At 65.8% G+C, this 19,460-nt stretch carries 13 protein-coding genes; 10 read left to right on the plus strand and 3 right to left on the minus strand.

The genetic code is table 11. From position 1 onward, the window contains the following. The first annotated feature begins 174 nt into the window (after positions 1 to 174). Positions 175 to 894, plus strand: a complete 720-nt coding sequence (locus DFR29_RS10925) for a YebC/PmpR family DNA-binding transcriptional regulator (RefSeq protein WP_133818642.1) — start codon at positions 175 to 177, stop codon at positions 892 to 894. 204 nt (positions 895 to 1,098) lie between these two features. Here DFR29_RS10925 and pyrH read toward each other — a convergent pair whose 3' ends face one another. Continuing rightward, positions 1,099 to 1,815 (minus strand): UMP kinase, encoded by a 717-nt coding sequence (pyrH, locus tag DFR29_RS10930; protein ID WP_133818643.1) that lies wholly within the window; start codon positions 1,813 to 1,815, stop codon positions 1,099 to 1,101. Positions 1,816 to 2,120: 305 nt separating this feature from the next. Between pyrH and DFR29_RS10935 the strand changes: the two genes are divergently transcribed. Together DFR29_RS10935 and DFR29_RS10940 are read left to right on the plus strand one after the other, a co-directional pair. Beyond that, entirely contained in the window at positions 2,121 to 2,669 is a 549-nt protein-coding gene (locus DFR29_RS10935; protein WP_133818644.1) for a hypothetical protein, read from the plus strand. 61 nt (positions 2,670 to 2,730) lie between these two features. Then, a complete protein-coding gene (locus tag DFR29_RS10940) occupies positions 2,731 to 4,779 on the plus strand; it encodes an alkaline phosphatase (protein ID WP_133818645.1) in 2,049 nt (682 codons plus the stop codon). A gap of 842 nt (positions 4,780 to 5,621) precedes the next feature. Here the strand turns inward: DFR29_RS10940 and tsf are convergent. After that, the gene (tsf, locus tag DFR29_RS10945) at positions 5,622 to 6,500 is read right to left on the minus strand and encodes a translation elongation factor Ts (RefSeq protein ID WP_133818646.1); all 879 of its coding nucleotides are present in this window, start codon (positions 6,498 to 6,500) and stop codon (positions 5,622 to 5,624) included. Between the two features lie 134 nt (positions 6,501 to 6,634). Next, on the minus strand, positions 6,635 to 7,522 hold the full coding sequence (rpsB, locus tag DFR29_RS10950) for a 30S ribosomal protein S2 (RefSeq protein ID WP_133818647.1): 888 nt from the start codon (positions 7,520 to 7,522) through the stop codon (positions 6,635 to 6,637). Between the two features lie 351 nt (positions 7,523 to 7,873). Between rpsB and DFR29_RS10955 the strand changes: the two genes are divergently transcribed. The 7 genes from DFR29_RS10955 (at position 7,874) to DFR29_RS10985 (ending at position 18,483) form a co-directional block, all read left to right on the plus strand. Next, a complete protein-coding gene (locus DFR29_RS10955; protein WP_133818648.1) occupies positions 7,874 to 10,462 on the plus strand; it encodes a hypothetical protein in 2,589 nt (862 codons plus the stop codon). Between the two features lie 141 nt (positions 10,463 to 10,603). After that, the gene (gene map / locus DFR29_RS10960; protein WP_133818649.1) at positions 10,604 to 11,371 is read left to right on the plus strand and encodes a type I methionyl aminopeptidase; all 768 of its coding nucleotides are present in this window, start codon (positions 10,604 to 10,606) and stop codon (positions 11,369 to 11,371) included. Positions 11,372 to 11,510: 139 nt separating this feature from the next. Next, positions 11,511 to 14,201, plus strand: coding sequence for a [protein-PII] uridylyltransferase (gene glnD / locus DFR29_RS10965; protein ID WP_133818650.1), 2,691 nt, complete (start codon positions 11,511 to 11,513; stop codon positions 14,199 to 14,201). Continuing rightward, positions 14,188 to 15,012, plus strand: a complete 825-nt coding sequence (gene dapD / locus DFR29_RS10970; RefSeq protein WP_133818651.1) for a 2,3,4,5-tetrahydropyridine-2,6-dicarboxylate N-succinyltransferase — start codon at positions 14,188 to 14,190, stop codon at positions 15,010 to 15,012. Before glnD ends, dapD begins: the two co-directional genes overlap by 14 nt. 1 nt (position 15,013) lies before the next feature. After that, entirely contained in the window at positions 15,014 to 15,370 is a 357-nt protein-coding gene (locus tag DFR29_RS10975) for a Spx/MgsR family RNA polymerase-binding regulatory protein (RefSeq protein ID WP_133818652.1), read from the plus strand. Positions 15,371 to 15,386: 16 nt separating this feature from the next. Then, a complete protein-coding gene (dapE, locus tag DFR29_RS10980) occupies positions 15,387 to 16,520 on the plus strand; it encodes a succinyl-diaminopimelate desuccinylase (RefSeq protein ID WP_133818901.1) in 1,134 nt (377 codons plus the stop codon). Further along, complete coding sequence (locus tag DFR29_RS10985) at positions 16,513 to 18,483, plus strand: hypothetical protein (RefSeq protein WP_133818653.1); 1,971 nt, start codon at positions 16,513 to 16,515, stop codon at positions 18,481 to 18,483. The genes dapE and DFR29_RS10985 overlap by 8 nt, the downstream gene beginning before the upstream one ends. Positions 18,484 to 19,460: the final 977 nt, after the last annotated feature.

The following is a 19,460-nucleotide window of genomic DNA, read 5'->3' on the forward strand; positions in this document are numbered from 1 at the left end:
CGAAATCCTTAGGCCAAAACAAAGCGGCCGGAGTATAGCGTCCCGGGCGGCGCCGCGCCGCCCGGGACGGGCTGCCTGCGGGCCGGCGCGGGCGTTCGTGGCCGGCCGCTTTCCACTCGCCCCTGCGGCAAGGCTACAATCCGGCCCCTTTTTCCGGCATTGCAGGTGATCGCCATGGGCAGATTGATGGCTATCGAAGGGCGCAAGAACGCCCAGGACGCCCGCCGCGGCAAGATCTTCACCAAAGTGATTCGCGAACTGACCGTGGCGGCCCGCGCCGGCGGCGGTGATCCCAAGGCCAATCCGCGCCTGCGCCTGGCGATGGACAAGGGCCTGGCCGTGAACATGGCGCGCGACGTGATGGAACGCGCCATCAAGAAAGCCACCGGCGAGCTTGAAGGCGTCAGTTATGAAGAAGTGCGGTACGAAGGCTATGCGCCCGGCGGCGTCGCCGTCATCGTCGACTGCATGACCGACAACAAGGTGCGCACCGTGGCAGACGTGCGCCACGCCTTCAACAAATGCGGCGGCAACCTTGGCACCGATGGTTCGGTGTCCTTCATGTTCAAGCGCGTTGGCACCCTGAGCTACCTGCCCGGCAGCGACGAAGACGCCATCACCTCGGCTGCGATCGAGGCCGGCGCCGACGACATCGTGGTGTATCCGGACGACAAATCCATCGATGTGCTGACCAGCGCCGACAGCTTCGAGGCCGTGAAGCAGGCCATGACGGCCGCGGGCCTGGCGCCCGAGCACGCCGAAGTCGGCCTGCGCGCCGACAACGACATCGCGGTTTCCGGCGAAACCGCCCAGCAAGTGATCAAGATGATCCACATGCTGGAAGATCTCGACGATGTGCAGAGCGTGTATTCCAACGCCGACATCTCTGCATAAACCCCGGCGGGCGCAAAAAAAAGAACGTAGGTCGGGCTAAGCCGAAGGCGCACCCCGACATCGCGGTAACGCACCGGCAAAGCCCCGTGCCGAAGGAAATTTTTCGGCACGGGGCGGCATTCCTTCGGCATGAGCTTTTTGTTGCGGATGTACCTCGATGTCGGGGTGTGCCTGCGGCTTACCCCCAACGCTTACCCCACTTTTTCAGGTGACCAGCGTTCCCACGGCCTCGCCTTTGCAGATGCGCATGAGATTGCCGGGCACGCCCATGTCGTAGATGCGCAGCGGAATCTTGTTGTCGCGGCAGAGGGCAATCGCTGTGGTGTCCATGACCTGCAGGTTGCGCTGGATCACTTCGGTATACGTGAGGCGGTCGTAACGCTCGGCGCCGGGTTCCTTCTTCGGGTCGGCGCTATAGATGCCGTCGACCTTGGTCGCCTTGAGCAGCAGCTCCGCGCCGACTTCGATCGCGCGCAGGGCGGCGGCAGAGTCGGTGGTGAAGAACGGATTGCCAGTACCGGCTGCGAACAGCGCGATGCGGCCTTTTTCCAGATGGCGGATGGCGCGGCGGCGAATGAAGTCTTCGCACACTTCGTTGATCTTGATGGCACTCATCACGCGCGCATAGGCGCCGAGTTTTTCCACCGCATCCTGCATCGCCAGCGCGTTCATCACGGTGGCCAGCATGCCCATGTTGTCGCCGGTGACGCGGTCCATGCCGGCCTTGGCCAGGCCTTCGCCGCGGAAGATATTGCCGCCACCGATGACAACGCCGACCTGCACGCCGGCGCGCTGGACCTCGATGATTTCCTTGGCCAGCCGGTTGAGGACTTTCGGGTCGATGCCGTAGTCGGCTTCGCCCATCAATGCTTCGCCACTGAGTTTGAGCAGGATGCGTTTGAACTTGATGTCGCTGGGCATATGCTCTCCTTCACGTTTTTGACGCGACCGCGCGTCTTCGGCGTAAACGCAGCCGAATCCGTGGTCGTCGAGTACGGGGAGCCGAAAGGCTCAAAACGCGCGCGATCATACAGGAAGGCGCATTTAGCCGCCGAAAATACTGTGTTGCTGCGGCAAATGGGCGCAGCCCGCGCGTGTCTGCCGGCGGCGGTTTCCCGTGTGCAGGCCGCGATGGTTTATCGCCGGGCGTAACTTCAGCTTCACAAATCCGCACTACCGTTCCCGGCGATTCGCTTTGCGTTCGCTACGTCTTCGGGAGTGCTTCAATGTTCAGCCGCCTCATTCTTGCCGGCCTTCTTCTGGCCGCCGCTGCGGCCTCCGCTCATCAGCACGGCAACGCCTCGCCGCGGCTGTCGCGCGCGCCGAAGGCGTTCGCGGTGGAGCGCGCCTTGCCGCCGCCGCCGCGCGACGTCAGCGAACTGCGTTTCGGCGACATCTTCAAACTGCCCGCAGGGCCGCGCGGGCTGGAAGCCGGCGAGCGTCTGGCCGATCTCGACGGCAAGCGCGTGCGCCTGGTCGGCTACATGGTGCAGCAGGAGCAGTCCGGCAACGGTGCGTTTGTGCTGAGCCCGCTGCCGTTGACCCTGGGCGACGCAGACGAAGGCCTGGCCGACGATATGCCGCCGGCGGCCGTGCTGGTGGAACTGCCCGGCCAGGCGGCGCTCAGCCCGGCGCATATGCCGGGCCTGATCCAGGTTACCGGCCGCCTGCATGTGGGCCGCAGCGAATCCGAGGCATTGCCCGGACGCGTGTTTCCTGCGCGGGTCGAGCTGGACCCGCGCCTGACCAAAATCCTCGTCAGGGCAAACAAATAATTTTGTATCTAATGCGGCATATGCTGCATCCCATTTTTTCCAACCACAGCCAGGAGCGCTCATGCGCATCATGTCCATCTCCCGCCTCGCCCTGGGCACTGCCCTGGCGCTGGGCTTGTCCGCCGGTGCCCAGGCGGCCACGGTTTCGCGCCTGACTCCGCCCAGCGAACTGTTCGCCTCGGGCACGTCCAATCCGGTCATCGCGCGCTTCCTGCCGGGCCAGCGCTTCGACCTGCAGGCAACGGTGCAGCCGGATGCCGGCGAAACCGTCACCAGCTTCCAGTTTCTCGTCGACGGCGTGTGGATCAATGGTCCCCTGCCGCTGGGCGGCGGCGCCGGCGATTCGCGCCTGATCCGCAACAGCCTGGTCAGCGAAACCGGTGCGGCGGAAACCTGCGTCGCCGCCGGCAAGACCACCGGTGCCGCCGGCTGCGTGCTCGTCGCCGGCCTGAACGCGAATAGCGCCGTGCTGAGCTTCCGCGCCTATTCCAACTACACCGCCGGTGTGCACGAGTTCAAAGTGGTCGCGCGCACCAGCGCCGGCAACACGATCAGCGCGACCGGCAACTTCGAAGTGGTCGGCATCACCAACGGCGGCAAGACGGCCAAGAACATCATCATCCTGCTCGGCGACGGCATGGGTGCTTCGCACCGCACTGCCGCGCGCATCATGGCCAAGGGCTATGCGCAGGGCAAGGCGCGCGACAAGCTGGCGATGGACACCTTCCCGTTCAGCGGCCAGGTGATGACGGCCTCGCTCAACTCCATCGTCACCGACTCGGCCCCGGGCATGGCCAACTACGTATCGGGCAACAAGGCCAACAACAACGAAGAAGGCGTGTTCCCGGACGACACGCTGGCCGCGTTCGACAATCCGCGCATCGAGTATCTTTCGCAATATCTGCACATGTTGCAGGGCAAGTCGCTCGGCATCGTCACCACCGCCGACGTGTTCGACGCGACGCCGGCGGCCAATGCCGTGCACACCGCGCTGCGCGGCAACGGCACCGGCATCGTCGACCAGTTCCTGGACGAACGTAACAAGACCGGCCTGGCCGTGCTGCTGGGTGGCGGGCGCAAGTGGTTCCTGCCCAACGTCGGCGGCGCTACCAGCCCGCAGCCAAGCAACGGCTCGCAGCGCAGCGCCAGGAACGACTACGTGCTGCCCAGCGACGTGATCAACGGCTGGGGCGTGGCACCCGGCAAGCTCGACCCGGAACGCGATCTGATCGGCGATTTCATCAGTGCCGGTTTCGCCTACGCGCCGGACAACACCGCGCTGAACCAGGCCTTCGCCCGCGGCGTGCCGGACAAGCTGCTCGGCCTGTTCGCCTATTCCAACATGAATGTGTCCTACGACAAGATTGCCGGCCGCCGCGGCAATCGCGAAGTGGTCGACGCCTTCGGCTTCCCCGACCAGCCCATGCTGGACGAAATGACCGACAAGGCGCTGCAGGTGCTGTCGCGCAATTCCAACGGCTTCGTTGCGATGATCGAAGGCGCGTCCATCGACAAGCAGGCGCACCTGATGGACACCGACCGCTGGATCCACGACGTAATGGAATTCGACCGCGCCATCGCCGTGGCCAAGCGTTTCGCCGAGAAGAATCCGGACACCATCGTCATCGTCACCGCCGACCATGAGTGTTCCGGCGCTGCCATCATCGGCGCTGCCACCGTGACGGCGGCGCAATTGGAAGCCGACAAGCTGCAGGGCAAGAACGTCGTTGGCATCTACGAAGCCGCCAAGTTCCCGCGCTACACCATGGCGGCGGACGGTTACCCGCAGACCACCAACATCGATCGCAAGATGCTGATTGGCTACGGCGCCAATGCGGATCGTTACGAAAACTGGCTGCCTAACGCCTTTCCGACCAAGGACACGCAGCAGCCGTTCCCGCCGGCACAGTCGCCGTCCAGCCCCAGCCTGCGCAACAAGGACAACGGCGTACTGATTACCGGCCAGGTAGCGGGCGACCAGGCAGCGCATACCGGCACCGACATTCCGCTGTCGGCCTTCGGCCGCGGCGCCTCCAGCTTCAGCGGCACGTTCGACAACACCGACGTGTTCTTCAAGCTGGGCCAGATTGCAGTAGGTGGCGTGGAGTAATCCGCGCAGCGCGAACCGTGAGGTTCGGGCAGTAAATCGATAGCGATAAAGGCGGCGCGGGCAGTGATGCCCGCGCTTTTTGTCGTTTGCGCAGGGGCAGGGCCGGGCTGAGATTTTTGTTGCGCGGCTCCCCCAACCACGTTTGGAGGAGAGGGCTAAAGCAAAAACCGGCGTGCCGCAATGCGTAAATCGTGGCCGCGGTTGTCGCTCGTGATTTGGCTTCGGTTTTGGTTTTGGGTTTGGGTTCAGATTTGACTTCGGCTTCGGCTTCGGCTTCGGCTGTTGTTGTTCTGCGAGCAGGAAGCGCGCCTACCCGGGGTTCCATATGCCGCGGTGAGGCCGCGTAGCGAAAAGCCCGAAGGGTCGTGGCCAGGGATGGCCACGAGTCCGCGCATGGGACAAGAATGTCTTGTGTGCGGACCGCTGTAGCGGCCTCACGCGGTTTTGGGCCATGGATGGCCCAAAACTGCGGCATCTAGGGCGGTTTTCTGTTGGTTACTTCCCTTTGTCGGCGGTTTCAACCGGTCGATAACATCATCTGGTGATGCATCGACCGGTTGAAACCGCCTCCACACAAAGAGAAGTAACGAGCGCGCCGCAGGCGCGCGATACGTCTTGTATTTCAAATGCTTAGCTGAACAACGAGACTCCGCAGGCGCGATACGCCTCTAATTTCAAAGCGAAACAGAAGATCGAGCTTCCCGCAGTCGCACGACGCGCCCTTGATTCCTCAGTCGAAACCAAACCCCGCCGCTCACGCCGAATCCAGAAAACAAAAAAGCCGCGGCAAGCCGCGGCTTTTTCGAACCCGCCATGACAGCGAGTCAATCCAATCTAACGACTCAGGCCAGACCCGCCTGCTTCATCACTTCCGCCGCATAGTCCTCGACCACCTTCTCGATGCCTTCGCCGACCGCCAGACGCTGGAAGCCGACGATGTCTGCGCCTTCCTTCTTCAGCACGGCTTCGACGCTCAGGTCGGTGTTCAGCGCATAGGGCTGGCCGGTCAGGGTGACTTCGTTGACGATCTTGGCGATCTTGCCGCCGATGATCTTCTCCAGGATTTCGGCCGGCTTGGCCTTGTCCTTCTCGGTCATCTTGGCCAGTTCGATTTCCTTTTCCTTGGCGATGAATTCGGCCGGCACGTCGGCCGCCTTCGCGTAGGGAGGATTCATCGCAGCGATGTGCATGGCGATGCCGCGGGCCAGCTCTTCGGTGCCGCCGGTGAGTTCCACCAGCACGCCGATGCGGCCACCGTGCACGTAGCCGGCAACGGTGTTGGCGCTGTCGACCTTGGCCAGGCGACGCACCTGCACGTTTTCGCCGACCTTGGCGACCAGGGCCTGGCGCGCTTCTTCGACCGTGCCGCCGCCTTCATACGGAGCGGCTTTCAGCGCTTCCACGTCGGCTGCGCCGGTGCTCAGGGCAATCTTCGCGACGGTATTGGCGAAGTTGACGAAGTTGTCGTCCTTGCCGACGAAGTCGGTTTCGGAATTGACTTCGACCAGGGCAGCCTTGCCGCCGCTCTGCGCCAGCACGATGCGGCCTTCCGCGGCGACGCGGCCGGCCTTCTTGTCGGCCTTGGCCAGGCCCGACTTGCGCAGGTATTCCATCGCTGCGTCGATGTTGCCGGCGTTCTCGGTCAGTGCCTTCTTGCACTCCATCATGCCGGCGCCCGAGCGCTCGCGCAGTTCCTTGACCAGACTGGCGGTGATTTCCATGTAAACCTCGATAGTTGCGGCAAGCGACGTAGACGTCGCGCCAGGAACGGGAATCTTGTTGCGGCATCACGACGTCTTCGTGACGCGGTCCGGGCGGAAGAGCGTGCTTCCGCCCGGCACTGTTGCGTTATTGCTTACTCGCCCGAGCCGCCGGGACGGCCGCCGCCGCCGTTGCGGCCGCGCGGTGCACCGCCCGGGCGCTGGCCCGGCTTGGCGCCCGGCTTGCCACGCGGCGGAGCCGGCTTGCGGCCACGCGGGGAATCGTCGGTCGCGGCCTTGACGTGGCCTTCGGCATCGAGTTCGACGAACTCGTCCTTGTCGCTGACGGCGGCCTGCGGTGCGGCAGCCTTGCCTTCCAGCACGGCGTCGGCAGCGGCGCGCACATACAGCTGCACAGCACGGATGGCGTCGTCGTTGCCCGGGATGGCGTAGTCGACCAGGCTCGGATCGTAGTTGGTGTCGACCACGGCCACGACCGGGATGCCGAGCTTCTTGGCTTCCTTGATCGCGATGTCTTCATGGCCGATGTCGATCACGAACAGCGCGTCCGGCAGGCGGTTCATGTTCTTGATGCCGCCCAGGGAGATGTTGAGCTTTTCCGACTCGCGCTGCAGGCCCAGCACTTCGCGCTTGACCAGACGCTCGAAACGGCCGTCGCTGGCCATGGCTTCGAGTTCCTTCAGGCGGGCGACCGACTGCTTGACGGTGCGGAAGTTGGTCAGCGTGCCGCCGAGCCAGCGGGCCGCGACGTGCGGCATGCCGCAGCGTTCGGCTTCTTCTTTCACCGCTTCGCGCGCCGAGCGCTTGGTGCCGACGAACAGAATGGTGCCGCGGCGCTGCGCCAGGCCGGACAGGAAATTCATCGCGTCGCCGAACAGCGGCACGGTCTTTTCCAGGTTGATGATGTGGATCTTGCCGCGGGCGCCGAAGATGTACGGCGACATCTTGGGGTTCCAGTAGCGCGTCTGGTGGCCGAAATGGACGCCGGCTTCCAGCATCTGGCGCATGGTGACTTGGGGCATGGTGAAGCTCCTGAAAAGGGCGCGCACGAACGTTCGTGGTGTCGTACCGCGGCCCGGGGTTGTTGTCCTCCACGTTCCCCCGCGACCGACTTCTTGCGAAGCACCCCGGAGCGGTGACGGAACGTGTGTGGATTCGGCAGGATTGCCGTGTGGCGGGACTTGCTCCTCGCCTGGATCTTCAGGCCCAACGGCCTGGGGCCGGGCAGAAAATCGGCGGAAGAATAGCCGCTTGACCCTGGCCGAGCAAGTCTTTCATTGGAGCGTGACGATTCTGCGGCATACTGCGGCGATCGACCGCCGCGCCGCGACCGGCGGCGTGTGCCGGCCGTCCGCAGACCTCCAGGGGAAACCATGCGTCCGTCATATGCGTTCATGCTGCTCGCCGGGCTGCTGCCCGCGCCGTCAGCCCCTGCAGGTACCGTGCCCGATCTTCAGCGGACTCTGGTCAAGGACATTCTTGGCCCGCAGCCGATGCGGCAGGGCTCGAGTCCCCAGCACTTCAGGACGATCGGTCCACACGTCTATTTTCAGGCCAACGCGCCAGCGACCGGCATCGAGCTGTATCGCACCGACGGTACGGCCGGAGGCCTTGAGCTGGTTGCGGATATCAACCCGGGCGCGGGTATGTCCTCGCCCTACGTCATCGGTGCAGCAGGGCAGAAGGCGATCGTGCTGGCTGGGAGTAGCAGCGGGCAGCAGTTCTGGTCGGTGTCGGCGAGCGAGCCGCTGCAGCAGCTGACCAACATTAACTGGCCGACGCCGCCGTTGTCTGGTGCCGTGTTCGAGGTCGCCCAGGTCGGTTCGCGCCTGCTCTGGACGAGCGCGTCGCCGGGGCCGCTGTGGTCCAGCGACGGCAGCGCGGCCGGAACCGGCCCGGTGGCCTTGCCCGCCCAGTTTCCGCCGGTACGCCAAGGCTGCAGCTTGCCCAACGCTGCGGTGCTGGCGGCGGAAACGGCTGCTGGCGTTGCACTGGCCAGCTCCGACGGACTGACCGCCACGTTCATTGCCGAAGCGGCCGGTGCGCGCCAGGGGCCGGAGTACTTCAACACGCTGGCCCGCTTCCGACTCGAGCTCGATTCGGTCTGCTATTTCCTGTGGGAACGCCAAAGCGGCGGCTGGACGCTGTGGCGTTCCGACGGCACGAGCGCAGGAACCCACGAATTCGCCGGTTCGGCGACGGGCATACCGTTGGGAGTGCAGACGCTGAATCAACAGCTGTACATCTTCGACCGTGTCGGCAACCAGGTGCGCCTGCAGCGCAGCTCGGCCGCGCAGCCGCAGCCGCAACTGGTGAGCAACAGCCCTGTCACCAACGGATTCGATTCGCCGATGCCGGCGCGAGTCGGCAACTATCTGGTCTTCATGGCCCGGGAGGCGATCAGCGGCGGACTGCTGCTCTTCCGCACCGACGGCACCGCTGGGGGCACGCAGCCGGTGCTGTCGACCCCGATCGGGGGCAGTTTTCACGTGCTGGGGCAGAAGGTGTTCGTGGACTTGGGCAACGCGTGGAACGCGGTCGACGTCAGCAATGGTGCGACCACGCCGATCGGCCCGTTCCTTCCCAAAATGTCTGCCGCTCTCGGCAATGTACTTATTGGCCAGGGCGAAGACGGCTATGGCACGGAAGTCTGGATCAGCGACGGTACTGCCTCCGGCACGCGACGCCTGCACGACGTCTGGCCGGACAACCCCGATGGACTGTCGGCGTTGCGACTGCGCCGCAATTCCCAGGCGCTGGGAAACCGACTCTACTTCGTCGCAAATGAGCCGCCGGGCGGGCCTCTGAGTGCCGTCGGCGGGCTATGGCGCACGGACGGCACGGACGCCGGCACCCAGCCACTGCCGCGCAGCCTCTACAACAACCGCCTCGCCTCTGGGCCGCAGGCGCTGGGCGACGATCTGCTGTTCCAGACCTCGGGCAATTTTGCCGATCCGATCGAGGTGTTCCGCGTCAACAGCGATTTCAGCGCGGTAACCCTGCTGCGCAGCGGCAACGTCTCGGCCTACATGCAGCCGATCGGTAATGGCGAGACGGTGGTATTCAGCTGCGGCGTCGGCGGCGCCTTCTGCGTGATGCGCGAGTCGGACACCGCCATGACCGTGCTGAACAACGGCCCTGCCGCGCCGAATAACGTGCCGATCGGTTCGATCGGCAACGTCGCCATCTTCGCCACGCCGACCAACGAGCTGTGGCGCAGCGATGCGACCGCACCGGGCACGTTCCGCCTGAACACGCACCGCAAGGTGGAGGAGGACAGCCGTTATGCTTCGACGGTGTTCAATGGAAAACTGTACTTTGCCAGTTGTACCTCAAGCAGCAATACCGAGTGTGGGCTGAACTTCACCGACGGCACGGTCGCCGGCACCGGCTATGTGCGGCCGCTGCCGGTGGGCGTGACCGCCGCCGCCGTGAACCTCGGCAACCGCATGCTGTTCGCGCTGACCGGACCGGGCAACACCCCGGTGCAGCTCTGGAGCAGCGACGGCAGCGACAGTGGCACCCAGATGCTGTGGTCGGAGACCAATTTCTACTGGCCCGAACTCGTGGTGGTGGACGGCTATGCCCATCTCAATCCGGCCTGTCATACCTGCGCCACGCCGCACCTGGTCAGCGACGGCAGCGTGGCCGGCACGCATGGCCTGCCGATGCCGGCGACCCATGTGCCAGCGGCAGGTTTCCTCGCTGCGTTGCAGAACCAGGTCGTCGTGTTCAGGTGCAGCAGCGCGGCCTCGGGCACGGAACTGTGTGCCACCGATCCGGCCGGCACTGCGGTTGCCACCGTGCCCGATATCGCTCCGTATGATGCGTCGTCGTGGCCGATGGTGCTGGGACAGGTGGGCGGCACCGTGTATTTCGGGGCCAGTGACCGCCGTCACGGCTTCGAGCTGTGGCAGATGCGGATCTGGACCGACGCGCTGTTCGCCGACAGCTTCCAGTAGCGCCAGCGCCGTTGCACGGCGCGGCAGGTGCCGCTTGCCCCTGGCGAACCTGCCCCCATCTGCCGCGCAGCCCGCCCGGCGGACGGCCTGCTATGATCCGCCCCTTTCCCGCCCGCAGGGACAGCCCCACTCGAGGAAGCCATGGCCGTAACGATCAAGACTCCGGAAGACATTGCCAAGATGCGCATCGCCGGCGCACTCGCCGCCGAAGTGCTGGAAATGATTGGGCAGTACGTCAAACCGGGCGTCTCGACCGAAGAGCTGGACAGCATCTGCCACGACCATATCGTCAAGGTGCAGCAGTCGATTCCGGCCAACCTCGGCTACAAGGGCTTTCCCAAGACCATCTGCACCTCGGTCAACCACGTCATCTGCCACGGCATTCCCGATCCGCGCAAGATCCTCAAGGACGGCGATATCGTGAATATCGACGTGACCGTGATCCGCGACGGCTTCCATGGCGATACCAGCCGCATGTACTTCGTCGGCAAGCCCGAAGTGCGTGCCCAGCGCCTGTGCACCATCGCCTTCGAATCGATGATGCTGGGCATCCAGCAGGTCAGGCCCGGCGCCCACCTGGGCGATATCGGCCATGCCATCCAGAAGCACGCCGAAGCGGCCGGTTTCTCGGTGGTGCGCGAGTACTGCGGCCACGGCATCGGCCGGGTCTACCACGAAGAACCGCAGGTGCTGCACTACGGCAAGCCCGGTGCCGGACTGCGCCTGGAAAAGGGCATGTGCTTCACGGTCGAGCCGATGATCAACGCCGGCAAGGCCGCCACCCGCCTGATGCCCGACGGCTGGACCGTAGTCACGCGCGATCACTCGCTGTCGGCGCAGTGGGAACACACCGTCACCGTCACCGACGACGGCGTCGAGATCCTGACCCCCTGGCCTACGGCTGCCTGATCGTCGTTGCACTGCCGCCCGGCGCCGTTGAGGACCGGGCGGAAAGCGGCTGCAGGCCATCGCTGCGCGTCATGCGCTTGCGAGGCGAGCAATGCAGCCGGTACTGTGGATTTCGATCCCGCCCTGCCAGTGAGGCTTCATGAGCGCAATCCCGGCCCGTGCACCCTTGCCGCGTCTGCCTGCGGCGGTGCCGCGTTCGGGTATTTCCGCCGAAGCGCGGCTGGCCCTGCGCCAATGGCTGGGCGACGTGGACCGCTGGTTTGCCGAGGCCTTCCGCGACGGCGTTGCCGCTGACGAGCTGGTGCGCCTGCGCGCAGGCACCCTGCAGAACCTGCTGCGGCATATCTGGACCGCCATCGTCGGCGAAGCCAGCGGCGCGGCGCTGTATGCGGTCGGCGGCTTCGGCCGCGGCGAGCAGTTTCCGCAGTCGGACATCGACCTGCTGGTACTGGTCGACAGCACGCCACAGGGCTCGCTGACCCGTTCGCTGGAAACCCTGTTCACCTGCCTGTGGGATTTCGGCCTCAAGCCTGGCCATGCGGTGCGCACGCTGCAGCAATGCCGCGATCTGGCCGCCGAGGACGCCTCGGTCTATACCAGCCTGCTCGACGGCCGCCGCATCGCCGGCAGCGAGCGCTTCGATCCGGCCTGGGATGCATTGCTGGCCGACGCGACGCTATGGCCGCGGCTGCCGTACTTGGCGGCCAAGCGCGCCGAGCAGGAACAGCGCCATGCGCGCTACAACGATACCGCCTACAACCTCGAACCCAATCTCAAGGATGGCCCCGGCGGCCTGCGCAGCCTGCACGTGATCGGCTGGCTGGCGCGGCGCCTTTTCGGCCTGCGCGACTGGCGCGAACTGGCCGCGCAGGGGTTGCTGGGCACGGCCGAAGTGGCCGCCGTCGATGCGGCCCGGGCGGTGTTGTGGCGTACCCGTTTCGCCTTGCACCTGCTGGCGCGACGGCCGGAAGAGCGCCTGCTGTTCGACTACCAGCGCGAGCTGGCGCGGCGCCTGGGCTACGAAGACGAACACGCGCAGAACCTCGGCGTCGAACAGTTCATGCAGGACTACTTCCGTGCCGCCATCGTGCTGGAACGCGCCAATGCGGCCTTCCTGCAGCGCTGCGAGGAAGCCCTGGCAGAACCTGTGCTGTTCGCGGCTGAACCGGTAGGCGAGCATTTCCTCGCCATCGGCGAGCGCCTCGACCTGCGCGATGCGGATCTGTTCGTGCAGCGCCCGGCGGCACTGATCGAAATCTTCATCGCGCTGGCGGAAAACCCCACGCTGAAGGGACTGCGCGCCCAGGCGCTGACGCGGCTGCAGGCGGCGGTGGAAATCCATGCCGACAGCCTGCGCGACGATGCGGCCGTGCAGGCTGCCTTCCTGCGTCTGCTGCGCCTGGGCGCGGCGGCGGTGCCGGCGCTGGCGCGCATGAGCCGGCACGGCCTGCTGGCCCAGTACCTGCCGGCGTTCGGCAAGGTGGTCGGCCGCATGCAGTACGACCTTTTCCACGTGTATACCGTGGACGAGCACACCTTGCGCGTACTGCGCATCGTGGCGCGCTTCGCCCAGGTCGACAGCAGCCGCGAATTCGCCCTGGGCCATGAGGTCTACCAGCGCGTGAGCCGGCCCGAGCTGCTACTGCTGGCAGCGCTGTTCCACGACATCGCCAAGGGCCGCGGTGGCGATCATTCGGAGCTGGGCGAGGTGGAGGCGCGCGCATTCTGCTATCGCCTGGGCCTGCCCGCGGCGGATGCGGAACTGGTCGCCTGGCTGGTGCGCTGGCATCTGCTCATGAGCGTGACCGCGCAGCGCCAGGACATCACCGATCCGGACATCGTGCACCGCTTCGCCGTGCAAGTGGGCGAGTGGGACCGGTTGGACCTGCTCTATCTGCTGACCTGTGCCGACATCGCCGGCACCAGTCCTAAATTGTGGAATTCGTGGAAAGATAGATTATTGGCCGATCTCTACGTGGCCGCCCGCTATGTGCTGCGCGCCGGGCTTGAGCGGCCGCCGCAGACCGCGGCGCAGGTGGCCGAATGCCAGGCCCAGGCGCTGGAGATACTGCGTGCCGACGGCGTCGGCGATGGCCGCGTGCTGGACCTGTGGGCAGGTTTTCCCGAGCAGGCCTTCCTGCGCTATCACCCGGAACAGATCGCCTGGCAGACGCGGCTGATCCTCGATGCGGACAGCGCCGACCTGCCGCTGCTGGCGATCCAGTCCGACGGTGTGCGTGGCGGCAGCGAGATCTTCGTCTACGCCGCTGATCGTGACGGCCTGTTCGCCACCGTCGCGGCCTGCCTGGACCGGCTCAACCTGTCGGTGCAGGAGGCGCGTGTGCTGACCACGGCCTCAGGCATGAGCCTGGACACCTTACTCGTACTGGATACCCAGGGCCGCGCCCTCGACGACGCGGAACGGGTGGAGCGGGTGCGCCGCGAACTGATGCGCAGCCTGCAGCAGCAGCCGTACCGGCCGCAGCTGGCAAAGCGTCCGTTGGCGCGGCCTTTGCGACATTTCCACATGGTGCCGCGCATCGCCTTCCGTGCCGACGCGGCGACGCGGCGCACCCAGCTGTCGCTGGTCTGTTCCGACCGGCCCGGCCTGCTGGCGCTGGTGGCTCTGGTTCTGCGCGAACGCCAGGTGCGCATCCACGACGCGCGCATCGCCACCTTCGGCGAGCGCGCCGAAGATTTTTTCCAGATTACCGACCAGAACGACCGCCCCCTGACCAGCGCAGCGGAGCAGGCCTTGTTGCAGGCCCTGCTCGCACGGCTGGATTCCAGTGCGGCAAATACCACCAAGGAGAGTCATGCAAGCACTTGAACACCTGATCGACGCCGCCTGGGAAGGCCGTGCCGACCTGAGTCCGGCCAGCGTCGACGCCAACCTGCGCGCCGCTGTGGAGCAGGCCCTGGGCCTGCTGGAAAGCGGCGAACGCCGCGTCGCCGAACCCGATGGCAACGGCGGCTGGCAGGTCAACCAGTGGCTGAAAAAAGCCGTGCTGCTGTCGTTCCGGCTCAACCCGAACCGGGTCATGCCGGGCGAGCCAGCGCCGTACTACGACAAGGTCGACCTGCGCTTCCAGGACTTCGACGAAGCAGGTTTCCGCGAACTCGGCGCCCGCGCCGTGCCCGGCGCCATCGTGCGCCGCGGCGCACACATCGGCCGCGATGTGGTACTGATGCCGAGCTTTGTGAACATCGGCGCCTTCGTCGGTGCGGGCACCATGGTCGATACCTGGGCTACGGTCGGCTCCTGCGCGCAGATCGGTGCAGGCGTACACCTGTCCGGCGGCGCCGGCATCGGCGGCGTGCTGGAACCACTGCAGGCCGGACCGACCATCATCGAAGACGGCTGCTTCATCGGCGCGCGTTCGGAAGTGGTCGAGGGCGTGGTGGTGGAGCGCGGCAGCGTGATCGGCATGGGTGTGTTCATCGGCCAGTCCACGCGCATCTTCAATCGCGCGACCGGCGAGATCGGCTACGGACGCGTGCCGGCGGGCAGCGTCGTCGTATCCGGTTCGTTGCCAGCGGTCGATGGCAGCCATAGCCTGTACTGCGCCGTCATCGTCAAGCAGGTCGACGAAAAGACGCGTTCCAAGACCTCGGTCAACGAACTGCTGCGAGGTGACTGAGATGAGTGCAAAAGTGTATGGATTGGAAAAGTGCGACACCTGCAAGAAGGCGCGCAACTGGCTGCAGCGCCACGCCGTGACGCATGATTTCGTCGACTACCGCGAACAGCGGGTGCCGGCCGATACGCTGAAGGCCTGGGCCGCCGCCGTCGGCGGCTGGGAGAAACTGGTCAACCGTTCATCGACTACCTGGCGCAGCCTGCCCGAGACGCGCAAGACGCCGGAGAGCGCGCCGGAATGGACTTTGCTGATCAAGGAATACCCGGCCCTGGTGCGCCGGCCGGTACTGGTCACCGACGACGGCACAGTCAGCGTCGGTTTCAATGACAAGCAGTTTTCCCAGCGTTTTTCCGGTTGACGCCATGCCGCCCACGCTGTCGCCCGTACTGCAACTCACCTGCGAGCTGATTCGCCGCGCCTCGGTCACGCCGGACGATGCCGGCTGCCAGGCATTGATCGCCGCGCGGCTGGCCCAGTGTGGTTTTCGTATCGAGCACCTGCACTACGGCGAGGTCGACAACCTCTGGGCTGTGCACGGCGGCGACGGTCCGGTGCTGGCCTTTCTCGGCCATACCGACGTCGTGCCGAGCGGCCCGGCGCAGTCCTGGGCCAGCCCGCCGTTCGAGCCCAGCCTGCGCGACGGCCTGCTCTACGGCCGCGGCGCGGCCGACATGAAAGGCTCGGTCGCGGCCTTTGTGCTGGCGCTGGAGCAGTTCGTCGCGGCGCATCCGCAGCATCCGGGCAAGCTTGCCCTGCTGCTGACCAGCGACGAGGAAGGTGCGGCCAGGGACGGCGTGCGTCGCGTGGCGGAAACCTTCCGCGCCCGCGGCGAACGGCTGGACTGGTGCGTGGTCGGCGAGCCTTCCTCCAGCACGCGTCTGGGCGATGTCATCCGCGTCGGCCGGCGCGGCTCGCTGTCGGGCTATCTGCAGGTGCATGGCGTGCAAGGCCATGTCGCCTATCCGGACAAGGCGCTCAATCCTATCCACGCGTTTGCCCCAGCCCTGGCCGAATTGGCGGCGACGCGCTGGGATGCGGGCAATGCGGATTTCCCGCCGACCACCTTCCAGGTATCCAACATTGCCGCAGGCACCGGCGCCAGCAATGTGATTCCGGGCCAGCTCGACGCCGTGTTCAATTTCCGCTTCTGTACCGAAAGCAGCGCCGACAGCCTGCGCGAACGCAGCGAGGCGATAGTGCGGCGGCACGGCCTGCAATTCGATCTGCGCTGGGATCTGTCGGGCGAACCGTTCCTGACCCGCGCCGGGCCGCTGCGCGCCGGCACGGTGGCGGCCATTGAAAGTGTCTGCGGCATTTCAACCGAATGCAGCACGGGCGGCGGCACATCCGATGGGCGCTTCATCGCGCCGCTGGGTGCTGACGTGGTCGAGGTGGGGCCGGTCAATGCCAGCATCCACAAGCTCGACGAGCACGTCGCCGTGGCCGATCTGGAACGCTTGCCGGCGCTGTACCTGGCGATTGCCGAACGGATGCTGCTGCATGCGTAGCTATCGCGCCCGCTGGCTTGCCTGGGCCGGCCTGCTGCTGGGCCTGGGCGCAGGCATTGCCCTGGCCCAGCCGGTGCCGGCGAACCCATCGCTGGCTGTGCGCGGCGGTGCCGACTCGCCGCAGAACGCGGGTACGACCACGCTCTGGTTCAACCTCGGCGCGCTGGCGCCGCTGGGACTGCAATTGGCCGGCGAATGCGGCGGCTGCGCGGCGGGCGAGGCGGTGGCGGACTATCGCGAACTGCGTTTCGCCATCGGCGCCGGCGAGCAACTGCGCTGGCGGCGCGAAGCGGGCCGTTTCGTGGCGCTGGAACGCGGTGCCGTCGCCCATCGCGGCGGGCCGCAATTGCACCTGGCCGGACGCGGCTCGCTGGACTTGCGCGGCTTCCGCCTGCGCCAGCGCGGCGATGCACCGATCGGCCTGGAGTTGACCGATGCGCGCGGCGTAGCTTGGTTCACCCTCGATCATGCCCATGCCTATGTGGCTGCCGACGGCGCGCTGGCCTTGCGGCATATGGACCTGCGCATCGCGCCGGCACTGGCGCGCTGGCTGGGCCATGCGGAATGGAGCGGCCGCCTGGTCGGCGGCGCGCAGAGCGAAGGCGTGGCCGGTGCAGTCGTCGAGGCGCAGCCGTCGAAACAGATGGCCGTGTGCAGCGCCGAATGGCCCAGCGTCGTGGCCAAGGCCGACGTGCGCATGCTGCGCCTGGCGCTGAACTGGGAAGAGCGCGAACCCGACGGTGTGAACTCGTACCGTTGTGGACGCGACGACGGCCAGGGCGGGCATACGCGCAGCTGCACGGCCGACAGCAGCGACGGCATCGTCGTACTGGCACCGGATGCCAGCCTGCGCAACGAAGGCACGGCTTCTGTGGCCTGGCATCCGAAATTTTCCCCGCCGGCGCCGCCCTATGCCAACGACCAGCATCCTTACCTGGTCTGGAACCTGTATCGCCTTGACGCCGACGGCAGGCTTAGCCAGATCGGCGTGTCCGCGGCCAAGCACGCCTTCCACACTATCAACGCCGCCTGCGGCTGCGACGGCGGCGAGATTCTCTATCCCGGCTGCGAAGACACCTACGGCGGCTTCAGCAACGATTTTTCCAGCGGCCTGGCGCCGCGCCACGAAATCATTCCCTACAGCGCGCGCTGGGGCCGTTGCGGTTCGCTCTACGACAAGGACTGCAACGGCGTGATCGACGCCGACAACGGCCTGCTGCCCGACGACGCGTATACCCCGGCCAAGCGCCTGGGCGTGCGCGAGCGCGAACTGCTGCCGGCGCTGCACCCGGGCGCGCGCTGGTTCGTCGAATACTGGTACGTGGTGCGCGACGATGCCGAGCCCTGGAACAATATCGGCCTGATGGAAATCGTGCCGCGCAAGCAGCGTGGCCAGGGGAGCGATCCGAATGCCTGGATCTGGCGTTTCGACGCCGGCGATTTCCGCAACGCCAGCATGCTGCAGCGCTGGCTGGAACTGGCCCCGGCGGGCAGCTGGACGCGCAGCAGCCTGGTGCAGACAGGGCAGGGCAGGGCCTTGCTGGGCACACGCGTCGATGCGCTGGCCGACGGCCGCTATCGCTACCAGTACCAGTTGTTCAACTTCGACCTGAGCCAGGCCGTGACCCAGGGCGCCGAGCCCAATCTGCGCATTGTGGAAAATCGCGGATTGGAACGTTTCGGCGTCTGGGCTGATGCGACGGCCGTGCTGGAACAGCAGGATTTTGCTGCCGTCGCCGACAGCGGCGTGACCTGGCCCGCGCTGCGCAATGCCGAACGCATCGACTGGTCGCGGGGCAGTGCGGCGGCGCTGGATTGGGGCCGTACTTTCCGCTTCAGCTTCGTCAGCGACCTGGCGCCGATGGACAGCGTCGCCCAGCTCGCGCTGGGCGAACAGATCTGGAATGCCAAGACGTTTGCGCCGCTGCGCGCCGTGGTACCACCGCGGCGCAGGCTGCCTTGACGAGACTGGTTGCGGGTGCGTGCTACGCATGTGCCCGGGGCAAAGGTCTGGTGGGTTGCCGCAATGCCATTGTGTAAACGATGCAGCATTGTATGCATAAGATAAAATGGCGCGTCCCTGCGCCGTGAGACTTCCTGTCTGTCATGCCGATCCCTGGCACCGTGTTTGCGCGGCGTGGATTGGCCTTGCGCAAGCCAAATGTAGGCGTACGCTCGCTAGCCGGCGTTAGCTATCGGTTAGGCCGCCGGCTTTTCGCCGTGTTTAGTGCGAAATGCTTCGTAGGGCTAACAATGCTGCGAAGTGGCGTCAGTGCGGCTGCCGCGATGAGGGCGAATAGCGGCGTTGGGCGAATGGCTTGGGCGGTGCATTCAAGGTGGGGCACGCCAGCCCCGGTGCTTTTCTATTTTTCCGCCTTGGAGAAATGCCGTTGCAGGCGGTTCTGCGTCGTCTTCGGCGGCCCCGTCACGTAGGGCGCGATGAGCGAATGCGAATTGCACCGCAAGCCTCGGCCATAGCCAATTGCCTGCCGACCGCGACGGTGCACTTCGCTGCGCTCATCGCACCCTGCGAAGCCTGCCGCCTAGCGCAGCAGCATGACAGGGCGTTGGTCCGCCCTACGCTCTCTGGCGTTCGCCGACCGGCAGTGGAGTCTCTGAAGCGGCCGCTGGTGTCGCTTTCTGACATAGCCTGCGTATGTCCCGCGGGACAAGTGCTGCGGAACCTTGCGCTGTTGCACTGCAACACCCGTATCTGTCCAGTTCCTTATGCTTCCACGGCGTAAGCTATGCTACCGTTCATATTCGTATGGCGGCATTCTTGCTTGTCGTTCCGCAGTAGCGAGGCAAGTGCCGGACACGGCGGAAAACGTTTTCGATCCGGTCGCGCGTCTGCTTCGCGGCGCTGGCCAGACTTTGGCAGCGCGCAGGTTCGGCGGGATTGTGGGAGCAATCGACCGGGCACGAAGGCCAATCACTGGT

This window comes from Tahibacter aquaticus (assembly GCF_004363655.1).
In the GTDB taxonomy this organism is placed as follows: Bacteria; Pseudomonadota; Gammaproteobacteria; order Xanthomonadales; family Rhodanobacteraceae; genus Tahibacter; species Tahibacter aquaticus.